Origin of the sequence: Anderseniella sp. Alg231-50 (genome assembly GCF_900149695.1) — a bacterium.
GTDB lineage: Bacteria > Pseudomonadota > Alphaproteobacteria > Rhizobiales > Aestuariivirgaceae > Anderseniella.
This window is the reverse complement of the sequence record NZ_LT703004.1, coordinates 343,793-366,310: the sequence shown is the minus strand read 5'-3', so window position 1 is coordinate 366,310 and position 22,518 is coordinate 343,793. Positions and strand designations below refer to the sequence as shown.

Annotated in this window: 22 protein-coding genes and 1 tRNA gene; 13 read left to right on the top strand and 10 right to left on the bottom strand. The window is 59.3% G+C overall.

All coding sequences use genetic code 11. From position 1 onward, the window contains the following. Positions 1-135: 135 nt before the first annotated feature. From DHN55_RS14295 to DHN55_RS14285, 3 genes are all read left to right on the top strand, one after another. A complete protein-coding gene (locus DHN55_RS14295; RefSeq protein WP_108882524.1) occupies positions 136-435 on the top strand; it encodes a metalloregulator ArsR/SmtB family transcription factor in 300 nt (99 codons plus the stop codon). After that, a complete protein-coding gene (locus DHN55_RS14290; RefSeq protein ID WP_108882155.1) occupies positions 432-1,466 on the top strand; it encodes a permease in 1,035 nt (344 codons plus the stop codon). Before DHN55_RS14295 ends, DHN55_RS14290 begins: the two co-directional genes overlap by 4 nt. 247 nt (positions 1,467-1,713) lie before the next feature. Then, on the top strand, positions 1,714-2,340 hold the full coding sequence (locus DHN55_RS14285) for a LysE family translocator (RefSeq protein ID WP_337660322.1): 627 nt from the start codon (positions 1,714-1,716) through the stop codon (positions 2,338-2,340). A 96-nt stretch (positions 2,341-2,436) separates the two neighbouring features. On the opposite strand, the gene DHN55_RS14280 is transcribed toward DHN55_RS14285, so the two are convergent. Then, on the bottom strand, positions 2,437-4,497 hold the full coding sequence (locus DHN55_RS14280) for a 4Fe-4S binding protein (RefSeq protein WP_108882154.1): 2,061 nt from the start codon (positions 4,495-4,497) through the stop codon (positions 2,437-2,439). A gap of 134 nt (positions 4,498-4,631) precedes the next feature. Here DHN55_RS14280 and DHN55_RS14275 point away from each other — a divergent pair, with 134 nt between their 5' ends. The 3 genes from DHN55_RS14275 to DHN55_RS14265 all read left to right on the top strand — a co-directional run bounded on the left by DHN55_RS14275 (position 4,632) and on the right by DHN55_RS14265 (position 7,343). Continuing rightward, positions 4,632-5,198: a DUF3305 domain-containing protein gene (locus DHN55_RS14275; RefSeq protein WP_337660321.1), complete on the top strand. Its 567-nt coding sequence runs from the start codon at positions 4,632-4,634 to the stop codon at positions 5,196-5,198. Next, entirely contained in the window at positions 5,195-5,884 is a 690-nt protein-coding gene (locus DHN55_RS14270) for a DUF3306 domain-containing protein (protein WP_337660320.1), read from the top strand. Before DHN55_RS14275 ends, DHN55_RS14270 begins: the two co-directional genes overlap by 4 nt. Before the next feature lie 289 nt (positions 5,885-6,173). Further along, positions 6,174-7,343, top strand: coding sequence for a hypothetical protein (locus DHN55_RS14265; RefSeq protein WP_337660319.1), 1,170 nt, complete (start codon positions 6,174-6,176; stop codon positions 7,341-7,343). 133 nt (positions 7,344-7,476) lie between these two features. On the opposite strand, the gene DHN55_RS14260 is transcribed toward DHN55_RS14265, so the two are convergent. Further along, the gene (locus DHN55_RS14260; RefSeq protein ID WP_108882150.1) at positions 7,477-8,487 is read right to left on the bottom strand and encodes a universal stress protein; all 1,011 of its coding nucleotides are present in this window, start codon (positions 8,485-8,487) and stop codon (positions 7,477-7,479) included. A 10-nt stretch (positions 8,488-8,497) separates the two neighbouring features. Beyond that, positions 8,498-10,039 (bottom strand): DASS family sodium-coupled anion symporter, encoded by a 1,542-nt coding sequence (locus DHN55_RS14255; protein ID WP_108882149.1) that lies wholly within the window; start codon positions 10,037-10,039, stop codon positions 8,498-8,500. Between the two features lie 86 nt (positions 10,040-10,125). On the opposite strand from DHN55_RS14255, the gene DHN55_RS14250 reads away from it, so the two are divergent. Together DHN55_RS14250 and DHN55_RS14245 are read left to right on the top strand one after the other, a co-directional pair. Continuing rightward, positions 10,126-11,514, top strand: coding sequence for a dipeptidase (locus DHN55_RS14250; protein ID WP_108882148.1), 1,389 nt, complete (start codon positions 10,126-10,128; stop codon positions 11,512-11,514). Between the two features lie 18 nt (positions 11,515-11,532). Continuing rightward, on the top strand, positions 11,533-11,943 hold the full coding sequence (locus DHN55_RS14245; protein WP_108882147.1) for an ion channel: 411 nt from the start codon (positions 11,533-11,535) through the stop codon (positions 11,941-11,943). Positions 11,944-12,026: 83 nt separating this feature from the next. Here the strand turns inward: DHN55_RS14245 and DHN55_RS14240 are convergent, their stop codons facing one another. From DHN55_RS14240 to DHN55_RS14230, 3 genes are read right to left on the bottom strand one after another with little or no spacing between them, the layout of a single operon-like run. Beyond that, positions 12,027-12,689 (bottom strand): FMN-binding negative transcriptional regulator, encoded by a 663-nt coding sequence (locus tag DHN55_RS14240; RefSeq protein ID WP_108882146.1) that lies wholly within the window; start codon positions 12,687-12,689, stop codon positions 12,027-12,029. A 26-nt stretch (positions 12,690-12,715) separates the two neighbouring features. Beyond that, positions 12,716-13,162, bottom strand: coding sequence for a pyridoxamine 5'-phosphate oxidase family protein (locus DHN55_RS14235; protein ID WP_108882145.1), 447 nt, complete (start codon positions 13,160-13,162; stop codon positions 12,716-12,718). 14 nt (positions 13,163-13,176) lie between these two features. Next, positions 13,177-13,833: a pyridoxamine 5'-phosphate oxidase family protein gene (locus DHN55_RS14230; RefSeq protein WP_108882522.1), complete on the bottom strand. Its 657-nt coding sequence runs from the start codon at positions 13,831-13,833 to the stop codon at positions 13,177-13,179. Between the two features lie 72 nt (positions 13,834-13,905). Between DHN55_RS14230 and pdxR the strand changes: the two genes are divergently transcribed. Continuing rightward, a complete protein-coding gene (gene pdxR / locus DHN55_RS14225) occupies positions 13,906-15,345 on the top strand; it encodes a MocR-like pyridoxine biosynthesis transcription factor PdxR (RefSeq protein ID WP_108882144.1) in 1,440 nt (479 codons plus the stop codon). On the opposite strand, the gene DHN55_RS14220 is transcribed toward pdxR, so the two are convergent. The 4 genes from DHN55_RS14220 to DHN55_RS14205 are packed head-to-tail and all read right to left on the bottom strand — an operon-like array spanning position 15,336 to position 19,127. Then, positions 15,336-16,361, bottom strand: coding sequence for an Ldh family oxidoreductase (locus DHN55_RS14220; RefSeq protein ID WP_337660318.1), 1,026 nt, complete (start codon positions 16,359-16,361; stop codon positions 15,336-15,338). The genes pdxR and DHN55_RS14220 overlap by 10 nt on opposite strands. Next, positions 16,348-17,157 (bottom strand): DUF1194 domain-containing protein, encoded by an 810-nt coding sequence (locus DHN55_RS14215; RefSeq protein ID WP_337660317.1) that lies wholly within the window; start codon positions 17,155-17,157, stop codon positions 16,348-16,350. The genes DHN55_RS14220 and DHN55_RS14215 overlap by 14 nt, the downstream gene beginning before the upstream one ends. Further along, positions 17,087-18,175, bottom strand: a complete 1,089-nt coding sequence (locus DHN55_RS14210; protein WP_108882141.1) for an MOSC domain-containing protein — start codon at positions 18,173-18,175, stop codon at positions 17,087-17,089. The genes DHN55_RS14215 and DHN55_RS14210 overlap by 71 nt, the downstream gene beginning before the upstream one ends. A 19-nt stretch (positions 18,176-18,194) precedes the next feature. After that, the gene (locus tag DHN55_RS14205) at positions 18,195-19,127 is read right to left on the bottom strand and encodes a DMT family transporter (RefSeq protein ID WP_337660316.1); all 933 of its coding nucleotides are present in this window, start codon (positions 19,125-19,127) and stop codon (positions 18,195-18,197) included. A gap of 167 nt (positions 19,128-19,294) precedes the next feature. Between DHN55_RS14205 and gpt the strand changes: the two genes are divergently transcribed. The 4 genes from gpt to DHN55_RS14185 all read left to right on the top strand — a co-directional run bounded on the left by gpt (position 19,295) and on the right by DHN55_RS14185 (position 22,517). Further along, on the top strand, positions 19,295-19,807 hold the full coding sequence (gpt, locus tag DHN55_RS14200; protein WP_337660315.1) for a xanthine phosphoribosyltransferase: 513 nt from the start codon (positions 19,295-19,297) through the stop codon (positions 19,805-19,807). Between the two features lie 33 nt (positions 19,808-19,840). Continuing rightward, entirely contained in the window at positions 19,841-21,397 is a 1,557-nt protein-coding gene (locus DHN55_RS14195) for an AMP-binding protein (RefSeq protein ID WP_337660314.1), read from the top strand. 15 nt (positions 21,398-21,412) lie between these two features. After that, a tRNA-Leu gene (locus DHN55_RS14190) sits at positions 21,413-21,498 on the top strand. Positions 21,499-21,605: 107 nt separating this feature from the next. Continuing rightward, the gene (locus DHN55_RS14185; protein WP_108882138.1) at positions 21,606-22,517 is read left to right on the top strand and encodes an EamA family transporter; all 912 of its coding nucleotides are present in this window, start codon (positions 21,606-21,608) and stop codon (positions 22,515-22,517) included. Position 22,518: the final 1 nt, after the last annotated feature.

The following is a 22,518-nucleotide window of genomic DNA, read 5'->3' as shown; positions in this document are numbered from 1 at the left end:
CAGCTCTTTGCGATATCAGCCGTCCGTCTACGGTTTTTCATAGCAGGTGTTTCATTGATTTGTCCGCAAGGCCGGGTTGACAGCAAGATATCAATTCTATATTTCTAGTTTTATCGAAATATAAGGATGATCGAGATGGACCGTGTCACAGCTGCTCAGGGGTTTTCGGCCATGGGGTCAGAATCCCGCTTGGAGGTTTTGCAATCCCTGGTCAGGGCAGGGGACAACGGGTTGCTGGTAGGTGATATCCAGCAGCGTACCGGTATTCCGGGCTCAACCCTTGCCCATCACCTGAAGTTTCTCACGTCGGCTGATCTGATCGTGCAGAACCGGCAGGGCCGCACCATTATCAATCAGGCCAATTATCAGCATCTGCAGGCTCTGGCAGCTTTCATCCTGGAAGAGTGTTGTGCAGACCAGGAGATCGAGACATGAGCGATGTATCCCGTGAGCAGTTGCCGCTTGCAGATGAAATTAAGTCCCGTCTCGCCACGCCGTGGACGATCACCATGCTGGCGCCCATTGCGGTTGCCGTGCTGGATTTCCCCAACCTGGTTCCGGTCATCAGTTTTGCGGCGAAGGCGTTTCTGGGAACACTGCCTTACATCGCCTTTGCAGTATTCCTGATTGCAGGGCTGAAGGCTGCGGGCGCAGAGGCTGTCATTGCCAATGCGTTCAAGGGCCGTGAGAACCGCATGATCATACTGGCAGCACTGTTTGGCGGGCTGGCGCCGTTTTGTTCGTGCGAGGTCATCCCGTTCATCGCCGGCCTCTTGGCATTGGGAGCGCCATTGTCCGCAGTGATGGCGTTCTGGCTGTCATCTCCACTGATTGATCCGCCGACGCTGTTGATTACAGCCGCTGCGCTGGGCTGGCCGTTTGCCATTGGCAAGGCGGTGTCGGCCATCGGGCTGGGACTGTTCGGCGGCTTTGCCATAAAACTGTTGCTGAAGGGCGGCTGGTTTGGCGAGCCGTTGCGAGAACAAATCGCGTCAGGCTGCGGCTGTGGTCCAAACCCGTTCGACGGAAAGCCGGTGTGGTCGTTCTGGCGCGAAGAGAGCCGCAGGCAGGTGTTCAACACCGAGTTCATCAACAACGCACTGTTCCTGATCAAGTGGCTGGCTCTGGCCTACGTCCTGGAAGCACTGCTGATCACCTATATTCCCGCCTCCATGATTGCCAACCTTGTTGGCGGTGAAGGCGTGGTGCCGATTGCCACGGCAGCCCTGGTCGGCATGCCGGCCTACCTGAACTCCTATATAGCCCCGCCTTTGCTTTCCGGATTGATGGAACAGGGCATGAGCGCAGGCGCTGCCATGTCCTTCATGGTCGCCGGCGCGGTGAGTTCAGTCCCGGCAATGGCCGCGGTCTGGTCGCTGGTGAAGAAGCGGGTCTTCGCCGCCTATCTTTGCCTCGGCGTCTCAGGAGCAATCATCTCAGGTGTCATCTTCCAGATGCTTGTTTGAAGCAAGTCGGCGGACTTGTTGTGCCTCCCAGTGTGCTCATCTTCACCCCAGGTGGATTGCAGGGCACCTGGGTTTGGAAACCGCTCGCAACCATGGCTTGGCCCTCTCAGGGTTTGCCACAGCGCTGTTGCGGTTTTACACTGACGAACACTTGACGACGGGTATCGGCGGAGTGGCTCTGCCAGGAGACTGAAAATAGCCGGATGTGTTCTGCGCCCGGATTCAGCTTGAAATGGGAGACTATTGCTTGACCGAACTTCTCTCGGCGGCTCTGACCGGTATCACGCTGGGGTTGGCGGCCGGTATGGCACCGGGGCCATTGATGACACTGGCCATCACCCAGACGGTACGCCATGGTCTCAGGGAGGGATTGTTGGTAGCCGCTGCTCCGCTCGTAACAGATATTCCCATCGTACTGCTGCTGTTTTTTGTGCTTCGGGAACTCCCCGGCCAGGTACTTGGCGTGCTTGGCATGGTGGGAGCTTTTTATGCACTCTTCTTGGCTTACGAAACCGCCAGGGCCGAATCTTTGGGAGACGCTGCCTCGGCATCTGCGCCGGCATCCCTGCGTAGAGGGGCTCTTGCCAATTTCCTGAGCCCACACCCTTATCTGTTCTGGATCACGGTGGGTGTGCCTTACGTATTGGCTGCACATCAAAAGTCGGTCTTGGCACCCTGGGGGTTCATCGTCGGTTTTTATCTGCTCCTGGTCGGTTCGAAAGCTGCGGTAGCGGCCCTTGCCGGACGCTACCGGAACCTGCTGACGGGGCGGGTTTACCCTTATCTCATGCGCGGTCTTGCGCTTGCCCTGGTAATATTTGCAATCCTCCTGTTCCGCGAAGGACTGAACCTGTTGACCGGGGCCGAACGCTAACGGTGTCTCTTTTGCACGTAAACCGCCTGCAACCTGGGTGGTGCCATGAACCGGTCCGCGCCGGCTTGATGTTGTGCCTGGTGCATCTGTCCGGCTTCAGTCGTCATCTATCAGGAAGTCATCGGCGCTGCGTGGTTCACCGGCGGCGGTTTTCCTTTCAGCCTCGATGTAATCCTCGGTTCTGCGGATGGCCGGACGGGTACCTGCGCTGAACGGGTCGTTGCTGGAGTTGGCCTGGTGCTCGATGCGGCAGTTGTCACACATCTGGATCAGTTTCGAGGCTTCTGAGTCGGCAAACATGGCGTGCTTGCCGGCCAGTTGGGCGGAGATTCTCTCTATCGTGCTCTTGGTGCCGAACTCCTTGCCGCACGATATGCAGGCGAACGGCTCTTCTTCATTCAGGATCACCGGTGACAGGGCCGAAGCGGCAAAATTGTAACGTGGGTCCAGTGTGATGGCGCCTTCGGGACATGTCGTGCTGCACAAGCCGCACTGCACACAGGCTGCTTCGGTGAAGCTCAGTTGCGGCTTGTCCGGGCTGTCCGCAATGGCATTGACCGGACAGGCCCCGACGCAAGCCTGGCACAAGGTGCAGGTGTCGGTGTTGACGATGATCTGTCCGTATGGCGCGTCGTTGGGCAGGGCGATGATGTCCTTGGGCGCAGGAGCGTCATCATGCAGCAGGCCCAGCATGGTGCGGGTGACATCACGCTTTGAGCCGACACCGGATATGGCATGCGGCTTAAGCGCAGGCGCGCGCTTGTCTGTCCACACGGCAGCCTCCAGCGCGTCCGGGTCCGCCTCGCAGATCATGTTGATGGCACAGTCATATCCCAGGCCCTCCGCCATGGCCCTGGTCAGTTCGATTTGTGCCTCGCTGCCGGACAGTTCATCCGCCTTGGCAGGGTTTGCAATCAGGTGAATGCGCGCCACACCTGCCGCCATCATGGCGAGCAGTCCGTCATGGCCGATCTGGGTAATCTCGTTGACCCCCAGCGGCAGTACATGCACCGGCAGGCCCTTGCCAAAGCGGGCGCTCATGGCGATCAGTTCGAGGCCGAAACTGTTATCATGCACCAGGATTTCCGGCGTCTTGCCGCCGGCGCCGCGATAGGTCGAAACCAGTGCATCAATCCGCCCGATCACGTCGGCCCGTTGCGGCATGGCGTAAGATGCCGCACCGGTCGGGCAAACAGCCGAACATGACCCGCAGCCACCGCAGATGATCGGGTCAAACTCGACCATGTCGCCGATCGAGGTGATCGCGCCGGCCGGACAGACATCCAGGCACCGAGTGCAACCGGTTTTCAGGCTGCGCGAATGGGCGCAGATATCGGAATCATAGTTCACATAAAGCGGTTTTTCGAATTCACCGGCCATATCGGCCAGTTCAAACATGGCTTCCATGACGCGGGCCGGATCACCTGCATCCACCTTCTTGTAGCCGTCGCGAAGGTGGCCGCCGGTAAACAGGGACGGTCCGTCGGACAGATCCAGGATCAGCGCGCAGGTCGATGAGGCACCGTCACGGGCCATGACGAAATCTGCTGATTGCTTTGCTGACGGCATGAGCGGGGCATATCCGTCGACAACGATTTCAAACGCGCCCAAATGGCCGGCTGCCCTGGCGATCTTGCCCTTGAACACGGCGACATCCGCACTGACGGGCGGAATGACATCACCGGCATCGCTCAACAGCAAGGTGGTCGGTATGCGCTGGTTCAGCTTGCGCGCGGCATCAAGCGCCTGCTGGCCGGCACCATAGACAAGGCACTGCCCGCTGGAGGTTACGCTGATTGATCCGGCCGGTTCACTGGAATGGGCCGCATCTGCCAGCAAGGCCGCGACTTTTGCGGAGTTTGCCGCCTTGTCCGAGCTCCAGCCCGCGCGCTCGCGGACATTTGCGAACCTCAACTCGCCTTCAAACGTCTGCTCCCCGGCAAGCTCGGCAAACAGGGGGGCTTCCTGTGTACAGGCCACGAGTACCTTGTCATTGCCTGACAAGGCTTCTGCAAACTTGCCGACCTCGGCGCGGCACAGATTGCTGAAGACATCGGGCTCGTCATCTCCCGCAGCTGCCTTGCATATCTTCTTGCCGTCAAGCGTCATGGTGCGCTCGCAATTGCAGATCAGGGTTTCATAGTCGTTCAGTTTCATCGCCTGGCCTTAGAGATTGGGCAGAAATACCAAGTTACCACGCGATCTTGCCCGTTTCGCAATGTGGTATGATGTGATGTAGCCTATCTGTGTTGTGCTATGCAGTATAAAAATCCGCCATGTGGGAGACGGCATTGTCTGAAGGTAACAGTATTCATCTGTCGCTTGTGTATGAGCGCATAGCGTCTTCCCATCCATGGCTGGACTGGGAGTGGTCGGTCTGCGGCATGATGCCGGTGGCAGATAGCGACACCAATTCGCCACCCCGTCTGCTGGAACGCGCCGAAACGATGTGCCGCTGGCTGGGTGAACCGTCACGGCTTGACCTGCACAGAACAGACCTTGATGCGTATGTCTATAATCTGACCTCGCCGCAACCGTCCGTGTATACGGTGGCCCATGAACTGGATGACCCTGTCGCGGATGGTCTGATATGGACCACTCATCTTGTGACAATGAGTTCCTACGAGGCTGAAGAATACATGTCCGGTGATGATGCGCTGATCGGCAAGCTGGTCATGCCGGACGATGTACGTGAATGGCTCGAGGCGTTTGTAGCGCTGCACTACAAGGACAGCACGTTCAAGAAGCGCCGCCGGGACAAGCTCAACACCGAGGAGTACAAGTTCGGTCAGGAGAGCCTGGTGGAGCTTCGACGCCGCATGCTGGCGTCCGGCAAGCCGGAAGGAGAATTGCATTGAGCTCGCGAGAAGACGGTTTCCTGTCGCGCTGGGCGAAACGCAAGGCAGATGTCCGCGAAACTGAGGCCCGCGAGACCGAAGAGCGCAAGACCGCGCTTGCACCGCAGCCCGGTGAAGGGGGCATGCCGGCGAATGCGGACAATGGCCAGCCTGCCGTCGTCGATGAAGATGCCCGCGACGTGCCGCCCGACGACGAAACGCGCCAGCGCTGGATCGAGGAACTGGAAGCCGTTGATATCGATACGCTCACCTATGACAATGACTTCACCATATTCATGAAGTCCTGGGTGCCGGGTCCGTTGCGCCAGCGCGCCCTGCGCAAACTGTGGACGACCAACCCGGCCCTTGCCGTGCTGGACGGGCTGAACGATTACGACCTGGACTACACAGATGCGGCCATGCAGGCAGGCAAGGTGGTGTCCAGCTATGTGCCGGGCAGCGGGTACAAGGCATTGGAGGACGTTGCCGAGAAGCTCGCCGAGGTGTTGGACGATGATGAACATGGTGCAGGCGAAGATGATCTGCCCGAGTTTGAAGGCGAGGAAGCGGCATTGCCGGATGATGACGGGCAGGCAGATGGCGTCCAGCCAGACGACGCTGATACGGCAGTTAAAGACCTTCAGGAACAGCAGGTTGACGAAACGGCCATTGCAGTGCCGCAAAACGACGTTAAACTGAAGTCGTGACGGCCATTCAACACTGGGGCGACGGGGTTCAGTTGAGCCGGTAAAGTTGCTCTGGCACCATGGATACGATCAGTTTTTCGGCTTTTGATTGATACGATCAAAATCCATACCGATCTTGTGTGGGCTTGAGTTGGTACTGTAGCTTGGTCAATGTCACTGGGAAAACAGGGCGTGTTTGCCTGTTGTGTCTCGCTTGCAGTAGTAATATGGGCTAGCGTAATATTGCAGACGGCGCGTACTAAGGTTTCTGACATGCGTTGGCACTGTTGGTACTGAGGGGTATAGAGGCATGAAAACACTATTGATATTTTTGGCTATTGTGCTGATCGCCGCGGGCTGGGCGGTTGGACTGATAAACATTTTTTCGCCGGGAACCGTGACGGTCGGTTTGAACCTGGATGTGGCGGCAACCCTGTTTACCGGAGGTTGCGTACTGCTTGGTCTTGCTGTTGTCGCCGGTAACCTGTCAGCGATGACCCGGCGCCAGCCGGACGAAGCAGCGGCTGAAGATTATGCGCCGGCCCCGGCGGCAGAATCTGACCTGCCTGACTTCATGGCACCGGCATCTGCCGCCGCCGCGGGTGCAACCGCCGGTGTCGTCGCAGGTGCAAGCGCATTGAGAGACACCGCGGAAAATACGGCAGACGCATCAGCCGACGTCGCGGATGATATATTGGATGACATCAAGACGGAGGTGAAACCGGTTGCGGAGTCTGCCGGTTCCATTTTCAGCTCTGTGACCGGCAAAGCCGCCGGGGTCGCTGACGAGGTGGTCGAAGAGGTAGAAGAAGTCGCCGGTGATGCAGCCGACAAGGTTGAAGAGGTGACCTCTGACACCGTCGGCAAGGCTCGCGACGATCTGTCGTCCTTTTTTTCCAAACCTGCCGATACCAGCGCGGCACCTGAAGCCGCGCCGCGACCGGCATTCGCATCGACACCCGATGTGAAACCGGACGCTGTGGTAGCAGCAGAAGCCGAAGCTGAAGCAGAGACAAAGCCGGAAACGCCTGAAACCAGCATGGACGCCGACGCAGGCAGCACCAGCATCTTCGCCGGAGCTCCACCCGTCAAGGCCGAGGACGGTGACGCGGACGCAACCACGGCAGACACGGCCACAACAAGTGCAACCCCTGCGGATGACGCGCCGCTGGCGGTGCCCGTGGACGAAGACGCTGCTGCAGGTGTTGCCGCAGGTTCCGATGAGGTGGAGGTCGAAACGCAACCGGCAGCTGAAGCGGCACCGGCGGCTGATACGGCGCCAGCGGATGCCGAAAGCGCTCCCGAAGCCTTGCCGCAGGAAGATGAACTGTTCGTGGTCGAGGAGCGTGTTATTCGCGAACGTCCGGCGCGCCTGTTGTCGGATGGAACGGTTGAAGCTGAAACCGATGAGGGCTGGATGCGGTTCGAGAACGTCGAGCATGTCGAGGAATACCTCGATGCCATGCGGGCGACTGCCTGAAGTTTTCCGGCGAAATCATGCAAGTGATGGAAAGGGCTGCACGCTGGTGCAGCCCTTTTCATTTCAGACGAGGTATTGCTCGGCGAACAGAAGCCTCTCAGACCAAATCAGTTCGCTTCGAATCCATGCTGCTTCAACGCACGTCCAGCACCGAGGTTTGCGCGGTGCGCACGACGTCAACGGCGGTTGAACCCCTGATGGCGCGCTGCAGACGCGACCGGCCTTCGTCAGTCACCACGATGATGCTGTGGTCAGAACCAAGTTCGGCGATTTTCTGTGCTGCCGGGCCAACCGCAGTTATGACGTCCTTGACCTTGATCCCCATCGCCTTGAGCAGGGCGCGGGCATTCTTCACGTTCTCTTCTGCAGCAGGTAGGCCTGCTTCCTGGGCACTGGCGGAAAACAGTGTGATGGGTTCGCCAGCCGAATGCGCCAGTACCGCGGCACGGCGCACGGCCTGCATGGAACGCGACGTCCCGTCCGTGCAGATGAAAAAGCCGGATTTGTCCAGCGGTTCGCGGACAATGAGAACCGATGACGGTGCATGCACCGTGACCTGTTGCACGATCCCTGCATCAAACAGCGAGTGGATTTCGCCACGCCAGCGTGACGGCTCGCCCATGATCATCAGGTTGTACGGGCCAAGCTCATACTGGTCCAGAATGCCGGCTGCCGGGTCCGGCGCGGTTTTCAGCTTCAGCACCACCGACCGGCCTTCGTCGGAAATGAACTCGACCTTGTTGTCCCCCAGCGGGTCTCCCCAGGCGTCCTGGTGGCCGGTGCTGCGGGTCCAGTCCTCTGCCGCGATGCCTTCTTCGCGCAAAACGTCCAGCGCCATGCGCAACCGGTTGATGCCCGGCAGTTCCAGGCCTGCTTCAAGCATGTTCTGGCGTGCAACACGAACCTGCAGGCCGCCCGACCACAAGCCCTGGTCGATGGAGCGGACATACAGCACGATGATGTCGCAATCATCCGTCTTGGCCAGCCTTGCCGCCATTCGGACGGTGCAGAACGATTCATCGGTCTCGTCGATGCAGGCAAGTACCCGGAAGCGCTTGCGCCGCTGCGCATAGACGTTTGCGAGTGTCTTTTGTACCGCGCGTTCGGTACGTTCACTCAGCACAGTTTTCTTGAACAGTGACATCGTCTGGATCCTATCGCAGCAGCGGCCAGTAGAAATAGGCGGACAGCATGAGCAGAAGCAGTGACGCGATTGTCATGCGCCAGCCGGATTTCAGGAAGTCCTTGCCTGTGAGATAGCCTGAAGCATAGATGATCGTAAAGGCCGGGTGTGCCGCAGCGGTGATATAGGCAAACGCCGATGAGATTGCAGTCACGAAGCCAACGGCCAGCGGGTCGGCGCCACCGGCGGTTGCCGTTTTCAGCACAATCGGTCCGAGAACCGCAACCGCGGCACCTGCCGTCATCGTATTGGTGACGAAGGTCGTCAATATCGCGATGGCCATCTCCAACCCGTAACCGGTGGCCATGCCGATCGGACGCAGGAGCTCCACGAAGTTCCGGGCGACCCATTCTGCTGCGCCGGTGTCTTTCATCTGAACACCAAGGGAAATCGCAGCGGCATACAGCAGCACGACACCCCAGTTGACGCCGGAATTTACGTCCTCCCAGCGCACCAGGCCAGCCACCAGGAACGCAATCGCACCGGCGATGGCGACAATCCCGAGGCCCAGTTGTTCGGAAAATGCAATCCAGCCAACCACGGTAAGGAAGAACACCAGAATGGCCATCCACTGGGCCGGTCTGATCGGGCCGTCCATGATCACCTGTGTGCGCAGCCTCGACACCGCGCGCGACAGATCTGGGTATTCCGGCTTGAAGGTCCAGAACAGTATTGTCGTGACAACCGGCAGCTGGATCAGGAAGATCGGGTAGGCATACATCATCCAGGTCACGTAATCGACGAGGAAGCGACGGGTCTCGGGGTTGGTCGGATCGAAGAAAAAGTCTTTCCAGTATCCGATCATGATGGCGTTACGCGCACCACCTGACGGTGTACCGATACCGGCGATTGCACAGCCGTATGAGATCGACAGCAGCAGGACCGCGGCCAGGTTCTTCACTTTCTTCGGCTCGTTGGATGTGAGGGATATCAGCGTGATGCCGACCGGCAGCATCATTGCGGCAACCGTGTGCTCACCGATGAACGAGGCGAGTACACCGCAGGTAAGCGTAATGCCGAAACTGATACGGAAGGTACTTGTGCCGGTAACCCGCACGATCGCCCAGGCAATCCGTCTGTCGAGCTTCTGCTTGACCACGGCAACCGCAAGCATCAGGGCGCCCATGATGAACAGGACGGAATCCGTCATCAGACTCTTGGCCACGGTTGTGGATTCGATTCCCAGCAGGATCACTTGCCCGACAACGATCATCAACGCCACCGTTGGCAGCGGCACCGGCTCGGTGATGAACAGGATGGTGGCAAACAGCGACATGGTCAGCACGATCTGGCCTTCGCGGGTCAGTCCTTCATATGGCCCTGTCTGAAGGAATGCAAAAGCCAGCATGATGGCGATGAAGAACCAGCGCTTTTCCCAGAAGTAATAAAGATTGACCTGGCTGCGCAAGTGGACCCAGCGCTGATACCCGTGCCGTTGCAGCCGGTGCAGGCGGTGTTCGCCATAGTCAGCCTGGAGGCTGTCGCGGGCCAGCTGAAAATCGGTATCGCTCATGCAATCCCCCTTGCGATGCTCTGCGTGCCTGTGACAGGGTCGGAGCCGCTAAATACAGTTACTCGCCATGAACGGAAAACCGCCTGATGACAAAACTCGATGCAATTCTTGACCATGTTGACGACCAGCTCGACGCCAGTCTCGACAGGTGGTTTGATCTGTTGCGCATCCCATCCATTTCGACCGATCCGCAATACATCGACGAATGCCGCATGGCGGGACAATGGGTCACTGACGAACTGGCCGGCATGGGGTTTGACGCAAGCCTTCGCGACACGCCCGGCCACCCGATGGTGGTCGGCCACTACGATGGTCCTGCGGGAAGCCCGCATGTCTTGTTCTATGGTCACTATGATGTCCAGCCTGCCGAACCGCTCGACAAATGGAAAACCCCGCCATTCGAGCCGGAGCGCGTGACGGGTGATGATGGAATAGAGCGCATATATGCCCGCGGCGCAAATGACGACAAGGGCCAACTGATGACCTTCATAGAGGCCAGTCGCGCGTGGATCAAGACAACAGGTGGATTACCTTTCTCGGTGACGGTGTTGTGCGAGGGTGAGGAGGAAAGCGGCAGCCCGAGTCTCGATCCGTTTCTCACCGAAAATGCAGCTGAACTGACCCGCGAAGTGGCGCTGGTCTGCGACACCAATATGTGGGATCCAGATACCCCGGCCATCTCGACCCGGCTGCGGGGTCTTGCCCATGACGAGATCACCATTATTGGCCCGCGCATTGACCTCCACTCTGGTTTTTATGGCGGTGCCGCCTTCAATGCCATTCATGTGCTGACCAGGATTCTGTCCGACATGCGCGATGATGATGGTCGCATCACCATCCCCGGCTTTTATGACGGTGTGCCGGAATTGCCGCCGGAAACAGCTGCCCAGTGGCAGGGGCTCAATTTTGATGAGGATGAGTTCCTTGGCGACATCGGTCTGAAAGGCCCCGCAGGCGAGAAGGGGCGCAGTGTGCTCGAGATGATCTGGTCGCGGCCGACACTTGAGGTAAATGGTATATTCGGCGGCTACACATCCACCGGCACCAAGACCGTCATTCCGTCCGAAGCCACGGCCAAGGTGTCGATGCGGCTCGTAAGCCAGCAGGATCCGAAGCACGTTCTGAAGGTGTTCCGAAAGTTCGTCGAAGACCGGCTCCCGGACGGCTGCTCGGTTCGTTATGGCGGCGATGCGGACGGTTCTCCGGCCATCGAGATTGCCGAAGACAATCCGCATCTGAAAAAGGCAGCCAAGGCGCTTGAGGATGAATGGGGCAAGCCTGCCGTGTTGATGGGCTGCGGCGGCTCGATCCCCGTGGTGCGTTCGTTCGAGGACATCCTTGGCATGCAGAGTCTGCTGGTCGGCTTCGGGTTGCCGGACGACGCGTTGCATTCGCCCAATGAGAAGTACAATCTCCAGAGCTTCCACAAAGGCATCAGAAGCTGGGTGAGGGTGATCGGTGAACTGGCGGGTTAGAAGGGCTGAACACCGGGCATGCTCAAACAGCTTATCATCGGGTCCATTGTCATTATTGCAACAGTTGCCATTCAGGCTGAAATGTTTGCGCTGCTGACCCGCAAGCATGAACCGTTTCTGACCTGGACGCGCACCAAGTTTCGCCGCTTCTCAGGCACTGCCTTTATCACCGTGGCCATGCTGGTGGTGCTGTTCACCATGACCATTGAAGTATGGTTGTGGGCCTTCGTGCTGCTCGCCACAGGTGCTGTGACAGCGCTTGAGCCGGCGGTCTATTTCGCGCTCGTGTGTTTCACGACGCTGGGTTTCGGAGACATAACACTGCCGACCGAATGGCGCTTGCTGTCCGCCTTGATCGGCGCCAACGGGTTCTTGATGTTCGGCTGGTCGACAGCCTTCATGGTGGAACTTATCAGGAAGAGCCGGTAGGAAAACTCGAGTGGGATGTAGTCGAGAAACACTTGTATCACATTGAAATTATGTGATTTTATGCATCTTCTTGATTCGTTTCGTTAACGTAATGTTGCAAGGGTGTCGGTCATCACCCGACCCAGCTGGCGGTCGCGATCGTTATTGGAAGCAGCAAGCCCGGCAGTGGTGCTTGCCTTGTCTGCATCCGATCTGTGCTGGTTCATCTTCCACACGCCTTCAAGCCGGCTGACGCTGAGCTCGACACCGACAATGCCGCGCAGCATCTTGGCAACATAGTCGTCCGGCGCATCGGATACTTTCCACGGGGCAGGTTGTTCAGCTTCGTTACGGTCGGTCAGGGCGTTGACGTGGGCCAACAGCCGGTCGGCATCATGCACCGTGCCGGCGACACCGTGTGCATGCACAATCACATAGGCCCAGGTCGGCACCACCTTGCCGGTTTCCTGTTTGCTCGCATAGTTGGATGGAGACAGGTAGGTGTGCGGCCCCTGGAATATGGCCACGGTCAATGCATCGCCGCTTTCGATAATTTTCCAGTGATCGTTGGCGCGGGCGAAATGGCCGCACAAGCGGATCGTGCCATCCGCCAGTTCGCTGACCAGCAATGGCAGGTGCGACACTTTCAAACTGCCATCGGATGTTGATGTAACCAGAGCTGCGAGTTGAATGGCGCGAGCGGCTTCCAGCAGCACCGGCTGGCTGGTTTCGCGCGACGTGTCGCGTGCATAGACAATATCAGCCATGGGGATCTCCTGAACGGCCCAGCCTGTCAAAGGGCAGCCATCTTTGCTTTGTTGGCGCTCGCCAGTTCCTGCTCTGTCGCGCCGTGATCATAGGCAGGTGACAGGATCAGTTCCGCTGATGTGAGGTCAAACACCATGAAGCCGGTCATATGCTGTACGAAGTCGGCCCAGTACTCCTCGAACACTCGGGTCAGTTCATGCGACGCGACCGCCTTGGCTATCACGGTGCCGGTGCCGCATACCCGCACGGCCTTTCGCGTCAGCGGATCAAGAAAGCAGATTTCGCACGCCGGATGGCGCCGCAGGTTTGCCAGCGTGCCGGGTGAGCGGATATTGCCGCAGGCAATTGTGCGCTCATCCACAACCACGAAGGTCGCCTTGGGTGAAACCGCGGCGGATCCGTCAGCCCGCACGGTTGCTACAAATCCGGCAGTGTGGGTGCGGATCAGCGTTTGCATTTCGTCGGTAAGCATTTGCGGGTCGGCTCCTATCCGGCCTTGAAGTTTATCGCATGGTCCGGCGCCGTCAGTCCGTCATGGTTGCGCGGGTCGTTGATCGGCAAACCGGTTGTAACCGTCAGCGGCACGACGCCGGCCCAGATCGGCAGTTCATAGTCTTCCTCATCATCAACAGGCGGTCCAGTGCGGATTTTGACGGATGTCTCGTCGAGCGGCAGGCGCAGCACGGTCGTGGCTTTCAGTTCCTGGTCATTCATGGCCCGCAGTCCGTCCCAGCGGCCCGGAAACCAGAGATCGAACATGGCCTTCAACCGGGCTTCCTTGTCGCCGCGGTCTTCAACAATTTCCACCTCGCCAAACACCATGCACGACCGGTAATTGGCGGAATGGTGAAAGCCGGATCGCGCCATGACCATGCCGTCCCACAGTGTAACCGTGAGACAGGCCTGGCAGGCATTCGCGGCACGCAGGAACCGGCTTGCGGACGAGCCGTGCCAGTAGACATGGTCACCTTCGCGCCATTGCATCGTCGGTGTCACCACCGGGGCTCCGTCAAGCTGGTAGCCGACATGGCACAACGGCATGGCGTCCAGGACCGCGTGGATTGATGCTGCATCAAAGTGACCGCGATCGTGTGTCCGCCTGAGCCGGGTGCGTTCACTTGGTGCATCTGTTTTCCGGGCCATTGTATTTACTTCTCCTGATATATCGACTTTGCGCCAGATCAACGTAATAATGGCCTTGAAGAAAGGGCCAATATGGATAAATTCAATATATCCACTACGGACGCGGCCATTGCCGCAATCGCGCTTGATCGCGCCAGTGCTGCACCCTTGCATGTGCAGTTGACCGGACAGTTGCGCGACATGATCCTTTCGGGTCGCATCGCGCCAGGCGGGCGGCTGCCGGGCAGCCGCGCATTTGCCGGCGACCTCGGCGTGTCGCGCATCACCGTCACGACCTCCATGGATCAACTGGTGGCGGAAGGGTTTGCCGAAGGCCGCCATGGCAAGGGGCTGTTCGTGGCGCCTCATCTGCCTGATACATCGCTCAAGATCGCCGGATTTGGCGAACCGTTTGAAATTCATCCCATCGAGGCGGAGCAATCATCTCCGGTGCCGTTTCAACCGGCGGCCCACGATGCGCGCCTGTTTCCACACGATGAATGGGCCAAGCTGCTGGAACAAACCTGGCGGAACCCGGATCATGGCGCAGCGACGGGAATTGACACATGCGGCCATCCGGGCCTGCGCGAAGCCATTGCACACCACCTTCACGAATGGCGCGGACTGCGTTGCCAACCGTCGCAGGTGTTCGTGACAGCAGGCGGCGGTGATACCACGCAACTGATCATCCGGGCCATCGGTCTGGTCGGTCATGACGTTGTGCTGGAAGATCCCGGCTATCCACTGTTTGCCAGTGAACTAACCCAGCAGGGTGTTGGAGTGGTTCCGGTTGCGGTGGACGAGGACGGATTGGATCCTGCGGCAATGCCGGCGGCCCGGCTGGCGATCATCACTCCGTCGCGACATTATCCGACCGGCGTGACCATGCCGTTGGCAAGGCGTCTGGATCTGCTGGCCTGGAGCGACCGGCATCAGGCTCTCATCTTGGAAGATGACTTTGACAGCGAGTACCGCTATCGCGGAACACCGCTTCCCACGCTGATCGGGCTGGCCGACAATGACCGGGTGCTCTATATGGGTTCGTTCTCGAAAGTCTTCACGCCGCAATTGCGCCTGGGCTATCTGGTGGTGCCTGAACCATTGGCCTCAGCTTTTGAAAACGTGTTGAACGAGCGTGGCCCGCTGGCCTCGGCAATTGCCCAGCCGGCGCTGGCGCGGTTCATGGCCTCCGGTCGCTTCGCCACCCATATCAGGCGCATGCGACGGGTGTACAGTGTACGTCAGCAGGCGCTTATCGAGAGTGTCTCGCGTCATCTTGACGGGTTGCTGGTTGTGCAGGCAGAAGCCGGCGGCATGCACCTGACGGCCCGGCTTTCTGTCCCCCTTGCCAAGCGGATGAATGATGTGCAGGTGTCGCGCAAGGCTCGTGAAGCCGGGCTGGTGTTGCCCGCCTTGTCCGGGTACTGCGCAGGGTCTGCCGGGCACCAGGGGTTGCTGATGGGGTATTCCGGGTTTGATGAAACGGAGCTGGATGCAGCTTGCGCACAGCTTTCCGGCCTGCTTCACACGTAGGTTTGCAGCCGGGCAATCAGGTCGGAAGGCACAGCGACACCATGCGCTGCTGCCTTTTCGCGATGTGCATGACGGCTGGTGCCGGGCAGGCGCACGCCGTCATCTTCGGCAAGTGCCGACAACATGACTTCCAGGCGCTCGGCAAACGGGCCCGGACCTGCCTGGATGCCGGTGAACACCTGGGGCGCAAGTGCAATGAACATCTGGCCCACATCGCACGGCCCGCCCTCATTGTTGCCGAACAGGGATGCCTGGAACGAAAAGTTGGGGCCGGCCAGTCCGCCTGCCAGTACATCGACCAGCAATGCCAGCAGTGAGCCCTTGTACCCACCCGCCGGTGCCATGGCACCACCGTTTAAAACCTCATGGGGATCAGTGGTGGGCACTCCGTGTTTATCCAGTCCCCATCCGAGCGGGATCGGTTTACCTTCTGCCGCGTGTTGCTTCACTGTCACATAGGCCACCTGGGATGTTGCCATGTCACCGATCAGGGCAGGGCGGCCGTCGCCTCGCGGTACGGCAAAGGCCAGCGGGTTGGTGCCGAAAAAGGCCGTGCTGCCGCCATGAGGCGCCATCAGTGTTGACGAGTTGGCAAAGCCGATGCCGATCAGGCCTGCGCTTGCCGTGCGCTCCACGAACCAGCCCAGGATGCCGGCGGATGATGAGCGCCGGATGGCAAGTGCGGCAATGCCCTGTGTGCGGCTGAGCGCGTGGAAGTCGTCCATGGCCTCGTGAAATGCCGCAAACGAGAACCCCTGTGCCGCATCGCTGGCAATGGCGGAGCCGGCAACCTGTTCATGGGTAGGTTGCGCACCGCCGGCAATCTTGCTGCACCTCAGGTGTTCGCAATAGCTCGGCAGGTAGCCGAGGCCGACAGTGCGAAGCCCATCGGCCTCCGCTTCGACAATGGCAAGCGTCGCCTGCTCAAGCTGGATGCCGCGCGCGCCTGATCCTTTCAGTGCGCCATGCGCGAGATCGGTGATGTCGGCGAGTGAGAGGGTTTCATCGTGCGGCATGACGATCATCCGGTTTGAAGGCGGGCGCGGAAGACAATTGTATGCTCAATTCGCGGCCCAGTTTTCGTTTCATGGCTTTTGCAAAATCCTCAAAGTCGTCCGCACTTATGACGAATGATCCTGGCCCTCCGGTCACGTTGACACGATAATAGGCAGCAAGGCCCGCATCGCCGTCAAGGATCGCCAGCCCGTTGATGGTGATGCCTTTTGAAATCGCCACGCTGCGTGCTTCTGACGGGTGCTGGCCGGAATTGTTGCGGCCATCGCCGGAAATGTCTATGCGGCGGTATTCGCCGACCTGGGCATTGGTTTCAAGCATTTCCACAGACCGGTTGATGGCGGTGCTGATGGCGGTGAAATTACCGGTATTGGCGCGCGGTGCCTGAACGATTTCTGCGGCAAGTGCTCTTATGGAGGTTTCGGAAGACACGACGGTCCAGTCGACGGCAACCTTGCCGAGCAGGCCACCGCTCCATTGCAACACGGCAATCGCGACACCGTTCTTGTGCTGGCCGATGGCTGTAATGATGTCATCGCTTTCCAGCGCAGCAGCTATTCCGCGCATTTGCAGGGCGTATTCCATGTCATCGACGCTGGCCGATGTATCCACGGCGAGCACCAGTTCGATCGCGACCGGTTGCGCAATTGCCGGAGCTTGAGCCGGCAGCAGGCACAGCGCGGCAATGAACGCCGGATTGATTTTGCCGGACGCCGGCAGGCGCGCCTCAAGCGCGGCCCGAACGGCGTTCCACCGGGCCTGACAAAATGACCCGGGACCCGTCCACCAGTTCTTCAAGAGCCTCACCACTGACCGGCATCACCTCATGGTCGCCACGCTCGCTGAGGGTAAGTCTAACCGGTTCGCGTGTGTAGTCGAGCCCGGGATGCAGTGTGGCCCGCGCCCCTGCATTTGCCGGTACGAACGGCCAGCTTGCATCTGCAGGCTTGAAGTTGACGCTACCCTCGCTGGTGCGCTGGACAACAGCCGGACGCGGCCATAGCACGGGATCAGGCGTGCGATCAGGCATGATGCCGGACGGATTGAACAGGTCGGCTTCCACCGGCCGAAGGTGATCGTCTTCGAAAAGTTCGCCGCTGGTGAGGACTTCAGCGTACATGCCGCAGAAGGCATGCCCTGTATAAGTGCGCAGAATGTTGACCACATCGATGCTGGTATCACCGCTCCACGGGTCGGCAGCCGTCGCGGCGCAACGCAGGGCGGGCCGCAGCACTTTCATTGTCACGGATCCGAATCGAATTGTCTGGCCGGCCAGAGTGAACTCCTCAAATGGTTCCAGCCCCGTCACGTACAGATTGCCCCGGAACCGCAGGTGAGAGAGCGTCATCCCGCTGACCCATTCAAGCCATTCCACCGTTGCCAGGTTGATAATCGAAATGCTGGTGTCGCTGAAATCCCAGTGGCCATGGGCGTTGGCCAAACGGTGAAGTTGGATGGAGCCCAGCGGTCCGGGGTTGAAATGCCGGTTCATCAAGGCATTTACAGCGCTGTCGTCGCCGCTGCCCAAACCGGTTGCTGCCTCGATGTCGTCTGGTGACTTGATGTGCAGCGTGTCCTCGGTTTCGTTCACCTGTGCACTGAACCCTGCCAGTTGCGGATAGACCGTCATCTGGATGAAGCTGCGGGCCTGGGTCCAGTCAGTATTGTTTTCAGGCGGCGGCTGGTTGCCGGAGGTAAACGCAAATGCCCGGTCCCAGGCAAGCCCGGCACCGGCGGCAAGCGCGCCGCGCTTGAGCCGCTCGGCCCGAAATCCTTTCACCGGATAGCGATAGATGTATTCAACGCGAACTGTCATGTGCCTGTTTGATCACCTTTTACCTGACCGGCCGTTTGCCAAAACCAATGCGCTTTTTCAGGCGCTGTTCGCGATACAGCGTGAACAGGCCTGAGCCGACAATCAAGACGATACCCAGCATCGACCAGGTGTCCGGTATGTCTCCGAACACCACATAACCGAGGATCAGGGCATAGATGATCAGCGTGTACCGGAACGGCGCGGTATAGGCCACTTCGGTGCCGCGCAGCGACATGACGGTGAACAGATAACCGCCCACCAGGAATATCGAACCAAGCGCGACCCAACCGGTTTGCGCCGCTGTAATCGGTTCAAAGCCCTCAAACGACATCCACAACACACCGCCCAGCATGACACAGATCGAGTTTGTAAAAGCCACGATGATCGATGGCACGGTCAGGTTAAGCTTCCGGGTCGCGAGGTCTCTTATGGAAACGGTGAAAACGGCGGCTAACGCCAGCCAGATGTAGCTGTTGAAACCGTCACTGCCGGGTTTGACGATCAGCAACACGCCGGCAAATCCGATCAGAATGGCGCTGAGCCGCCTCCAGCCGACGGCTTCGCCCAGGAAGGCGGCCGCCATGACGGTAACCACCAGCGGCACCGCCTGCAGCACGGCGGTAACATTGGGCAACGGCAGGTGAAACAGGGCGATGATGAACAGGAAAGTCGACACCACGTCAAACATGGTACGCACGAGGACCTGCCTGGACAGCGCTTTCGGAATGTCGCGCACATGGCCTGTCGCTATGACCAGCACGGCGATGATGGCGCTGGCAAACAGACCGCGGATGGCAATGAACTCGCCGACATTGACCTGGTCTGACAGGGTTTTTGCCACGGTGTCATTGAGCACGAAGCACAGCATGGCAACTGACATCAGTGTCCCGCCTCGCACTGCCGGCGGCAATGCGGCCTGATCGTCTGTCGAACTGGCGGGTGACGTGCTCATGACGTCCTTCATGCAAAAAACACTCTGCCTGTCATCACCAATAGGCCATCGCCCGGGATCGCGCCAGATGCCGTTTTTGCAGGTGCGTCAAGCGTTGCGCGCAGGTCTGCCTTGTGCGAAGAGCTAGGGCACGACAAAAAAACTCTAAAATGGCGGAGGAGGCAGACATGGTTGAGGGTGGCAATGTAGATGATCGATACGACAAGGCGTTCCCGGTTTCCTGGGAACAGTTTCACCGGGATGCGCGCGCACTGACCTGGCGGCTGGCCGAGTATGGTCCGTTTCATGCAGTTGTCGCCATTACCCGGGGCGGCCTTGTTCCGGCGGCCATTGTTGCCCGGGAGCTGGGCTTGCGGGTTATCGATACGATTTGTGTGGCGTCGTATGATTATGGTGCCCAGGGCGATCTGCAGGTCCTGAAGGAAGTGAAACAGGACCTGTCTGCGGAAGGCGGCAAGGGGGTGCTGATCATCGATGACCTGGTTGACACCGGTAAAACCGCAAAGGCGGTGCGCGACCTGTTGCCGAATGCCCACTTTGCAACCATATATGCCAAGCCGTCCGGGTGCCCGCTTGTTGATACGTTTGTCACTGAAGTCAGCCAGGATACCTGGATTTACCTGCCGTGGGATATGACCCTGCAGTTTGCCCCGCCAATCCGCGACGGTGCCAAAGTGTAACGTCTGCATGTGAACCAGGAAGACAAACCAACCGTGACCGCCCGATATCAAGGCCCCGTTGATCTGACATTGCCGCAGGCTCTGCTGAACGCTGCTGCCAGGCACGGCAAGTCAATGGCCATTCTGGAAGACCAGACCCGGCAACCCATCTCCTATGACCGGCTGGTGCTGGGCGCTCAGGTGCTGGGCCGGGTATTCGCCCGGCAGACCGGTAAGGGCGAGGTGGTTGGCCTGCTGCTGCCCAATGTCAACGCAACGGCGGTCACCCTGTTTGGTCTTCTGTGGCACGGGCGCACTGCGGCCATGCTGAATTTTTCTGCCGGCCAGAAAAACATTCTGTCAGCTTGCGCGACAGCCAATATCAAGCTGGTCATCACATCCAGGGTCTTCGTCGCCAAGGCCGGGCTTGAACCGGTCATCGAGGCGCTGGGCGACAAGGTGCGCGTGGTCTATCTGGAAGACGTGCGCAAGTCCCTGTCGCTGTTGGCCAAGGCGCGCGGTGTTTTCGACAAGCTGCGGGCAGCCTCCATAGCGGCCCGAAGCGGAGCCGGACCAGACGATGCCGCCATCATCCTGTTCACCTCCGGATCGGAAGGCGAGCCCAAGGGTGTCGTGTTGAGCCACAGCAACATCCTGTCCAACATTGCCCAGATTGCCGAGCACATCGACCTGTCCAGGTTCAAGACCTTCTTCAACCCGCTGCCGGTGTTCCATTCGGTCGGCATGACCGGCGGGTTGCTGTTGCCGCTGATCGAGGGTATCCGGGCCGTGCAATACCCAAGTCCGTTGCACTATCGCGAGATCCCGAAACTGGTCGGTGAGATCAAGGCGGATCTTCTTTTCGGAACCGACACGTTTATTGCAGGCTACGCCCGGGCTGCCGCGCCGCAGGACCTGAAATCGGTGAAGATGATCGTTGCGGGGGCGGAACGGGTCAAGGATGAAACCCGCGCACTGTGGGAGAAGTACGGCACTGAAATTGTCGAGGGCTATGGCGCGACGGAATGCGCGCCGGTGGTGGCGCTCAACACGCCGGAGACCAACCGGCCGGGCAGCGTCGGCCAGCTCTTGCCCGGCATTGAACATCGTCTTGAACCGGTCAAGGGTATCCATGAAGGCGGCAGGCTCGCGGTGCGTGGCGGCAATGTCATGCTGGGGTATCTGCTGCCGGGTGGTGACGGCAACCTGGTGCCGCCGGAAGACGGCTGGCACGACACCGGTGATATCGTCACCGTGAGCGATGATCGCTTCGTGACCATCAAGGGCCGCGCCAAGCGCTTTGCAAAGCTGGGCGGCGAGATGGTGTCGCTGGGCGCCATCGAGGCGCTTGCCTCTGGGTTATGGCCGGAGCACAGCCACATAGCCGTGACCATCAATGACGGCCGCAAGGGCGAGCGCATTGTGCTGGTCACCGATCAGGAGACGGCCGCCCGCCCTGAAATGCTGAGCTACGCCAAGCAGGAGGGCGTGCCGGAACTGTGGGTGCCCAAGGCGATCATGGTGGTTGACGCCATTCCGGTATTGGGGTCTGGAAAGGCGGATTACGCAGGCGCACAAAAGCTGGTAGAGGACCGTATTTCCCTGTTATAGAGTGCCGGAAAATAAGCGGACGTGGCGAAATGGTAGACGCAAGGGACTTAAAATCCCTCGGCCGAAAGGCTGTGCGGGTTCAAGTCCCGCCGTCCGCACCAACATTACAATTCCGGCCAGATCAAATCTGCCATGCGAAGAACTGTACGCATGTGTCCGGCACACAGCGTCAATTCTGTTTCAGCTTCGGCCAGAAAGTTCTCAACTCATGTCGGCAACATCAATCCAGTCACCAAAGTCGCTCTGGCTGCTTGTGATTCTGCTGCTCACCGGGCTCGGCTGGGGGCTGACCATTTCCCTGGCAACCCTTGCCACCGCGTCCGGAATTGAGCCGCTGACCGTGGCCTTGTGGTCTGCTCTTGCAGGTGCTCTGGGCCTGAGCGTTGTATTGCTTGTGCGTCGCAAGCGCCCGTCGATGGACGCCGCGCATCTTCGATTTTATCTGGCGACCGGGTTTCTCGGCACGGCGTTCCCGCATGCGTTGTCATTCTATGCGGCCATTTACCTGCCGGCAGGCATGCGGGCCATCGTGTTTGCGCTGATCCCGATGATCACCCTGTTGCTGTCGATCATGCTGTCCATGGAAAAGGCCAACACGCGTCGCTTCACCGGTATCCTGCTGGGGTTGCTGGCCATGCTGGTCATGTTCCTGCCCGGTGTTGAGGTGCCGTTGCCGGGCCAGGTGTTCTGGACGCTGGTGTCACTGGCGGCTGCAACCAGCTATGCGGTGGAAAACGTCTATATCAGCCTGAAACGCCCTGCCGCGCTTGACGCCGTGACCGCGCTTTGGGGCATGACTGTCGCCGGCACCTTGATGCTGCTGGTCACATTGTGGCTGGCCGATGCGCCATACCTGCTGCCGTTTGACGCCAGTACGGCGGAACTGGCGATCCTGCTGATGGCGGTGGTGCACCTGGGCGCCTATTCCGGGCTGCTGTACATGCTCAGTCATGGCGGCGTGGTGTTCGCAAGCCAGGTTTCCTACATCGTTTCACCGGCAGCCGTGATGTGGGGCGTGGTGCTGTTGTCCGAAACGCTTTCCTTGTCGATCGTGCTGGCACTGGCGTTGATCATGGCCGGTCTCGCACTCATCAAACCAAGCCGCAAAGGCGAAGAGTGAT

Bases quoted from the DNA above. Each gene is read 5' to 3' on its own strand.
- DHN55_RS14295 (WP_108882524.1), top strand. From the start codon at position 136: ATGGACCGTGTCACAGCTGCTCAGGGGTTTTCGGCCATGGGGTCAGAA.
- DHN55_RS14290 (WP_108882155.1), top strand. From the start codon at position 432: ATGAGCGATGTATCCCGTGAGCAGTTGCCGCTTGCAGATGAAATTAAG.
- DHN55_RS14280 (WP_108882154.1), bottom strand. From the start codon at position 4,497: ATGAAACTGAACGACTATGAAACCCTGATCTGCAATTGCGAGCGCACC.
- DHN55_RS14265 (WP_337660319.1), top strand. From the start codon at position 6,174: ATGAAAACACTATTGATATTTTTGGCTATTGTGCTGATCGCCGCGGGC.
- DHN55_RS14260 (WP_108882150.1), bottom strand. From the start codon at position 8,487: ATGTCACTGTTCAAGAAAACTGTGCTGAGTGAACGTACCGAACGCGCG.
- DHN55_RS14255 (WP_108882149.1), bottom strand. From the start codon at position 10,039: ATGAGCGATACCGATTTTCAGCTGGCCCGCGACAGCCTCCAGGCTGAC.
- DHN55_RS14250 (WP_108882148.1), top strand. From the start codon at position 10,126: ATGACAAAACTCGATGCAATTCTTGACCATGTTGACGACCAGCTCGAC.
- DHN55_RS14245 (WP_108882147.1), top strand. From the start codon at position 11,533: ATGCTCAAACAGCTTATCATCGGGTCCATTGTCATTATTGCAACAGTT.
- DHN55_RS14240 (WP_108882146.1), bottom strand. From the start codon at position 12,689: ATGGCTGATATTGTCTATGCACGCGACACGTCGCGCGAAACCAGCCAG.
- DHN55_RS14235 (WP_108882145.1), bottom strand. From the start codon at position 13,162: ATGCTTACCGACGAAATGCAAACGCTGATCCGCACCCACACTGCCGGA.
- DHN55_RS14230 (WP_108882522.1), bottom strand. From the start codon at position 13,833: ATGGCCCGGAAAACAGATGCACCAAGTGAACGCACCCGGCTCAGGCGG.
- pdxR (WP_108882144.1), top strand. From the start codon at position 13,906: ATGGATAAATTCAATATATCCACTACGGACGCGGCCATTGCCGCAATC.
- DHN55_RS14220 (WP_337660318.1), bottom strand. From the start codon at position 16,361: ATGCCGCACGATGAAACCCTCTCACTCGCCGACATCACCGATCTCGCG.
- DHN55_RS14210 (WP_108882141.1), bottom strand. From the start codon at position 18,175: ATGACAGTTCGCGTTGAATACATCTATCGCTATCCGGTGAAAGGATTT.
- DHN55_RS14205 (WP_337660316.1), bottom strand. From the start codon at position 19,127: ATGAGCACGTCACCCGCCAGTTCGACAGACGATCAGGCCGCATTGCCG.
- gpt (WP_337660315.1), top strand. From the start codon at position 19,295: ATGGTTGAGGGTGGCAATGTAGATGATCGATACGACAAGGCGTTCCCG.
- DHN55_RS14185 (WP_108882138.1), top strand. From the start codon at position 21,606: ATGTCGGCAACATCAATCCAGTCACCAAAGTCGCTCTGGCTGCTTGTG.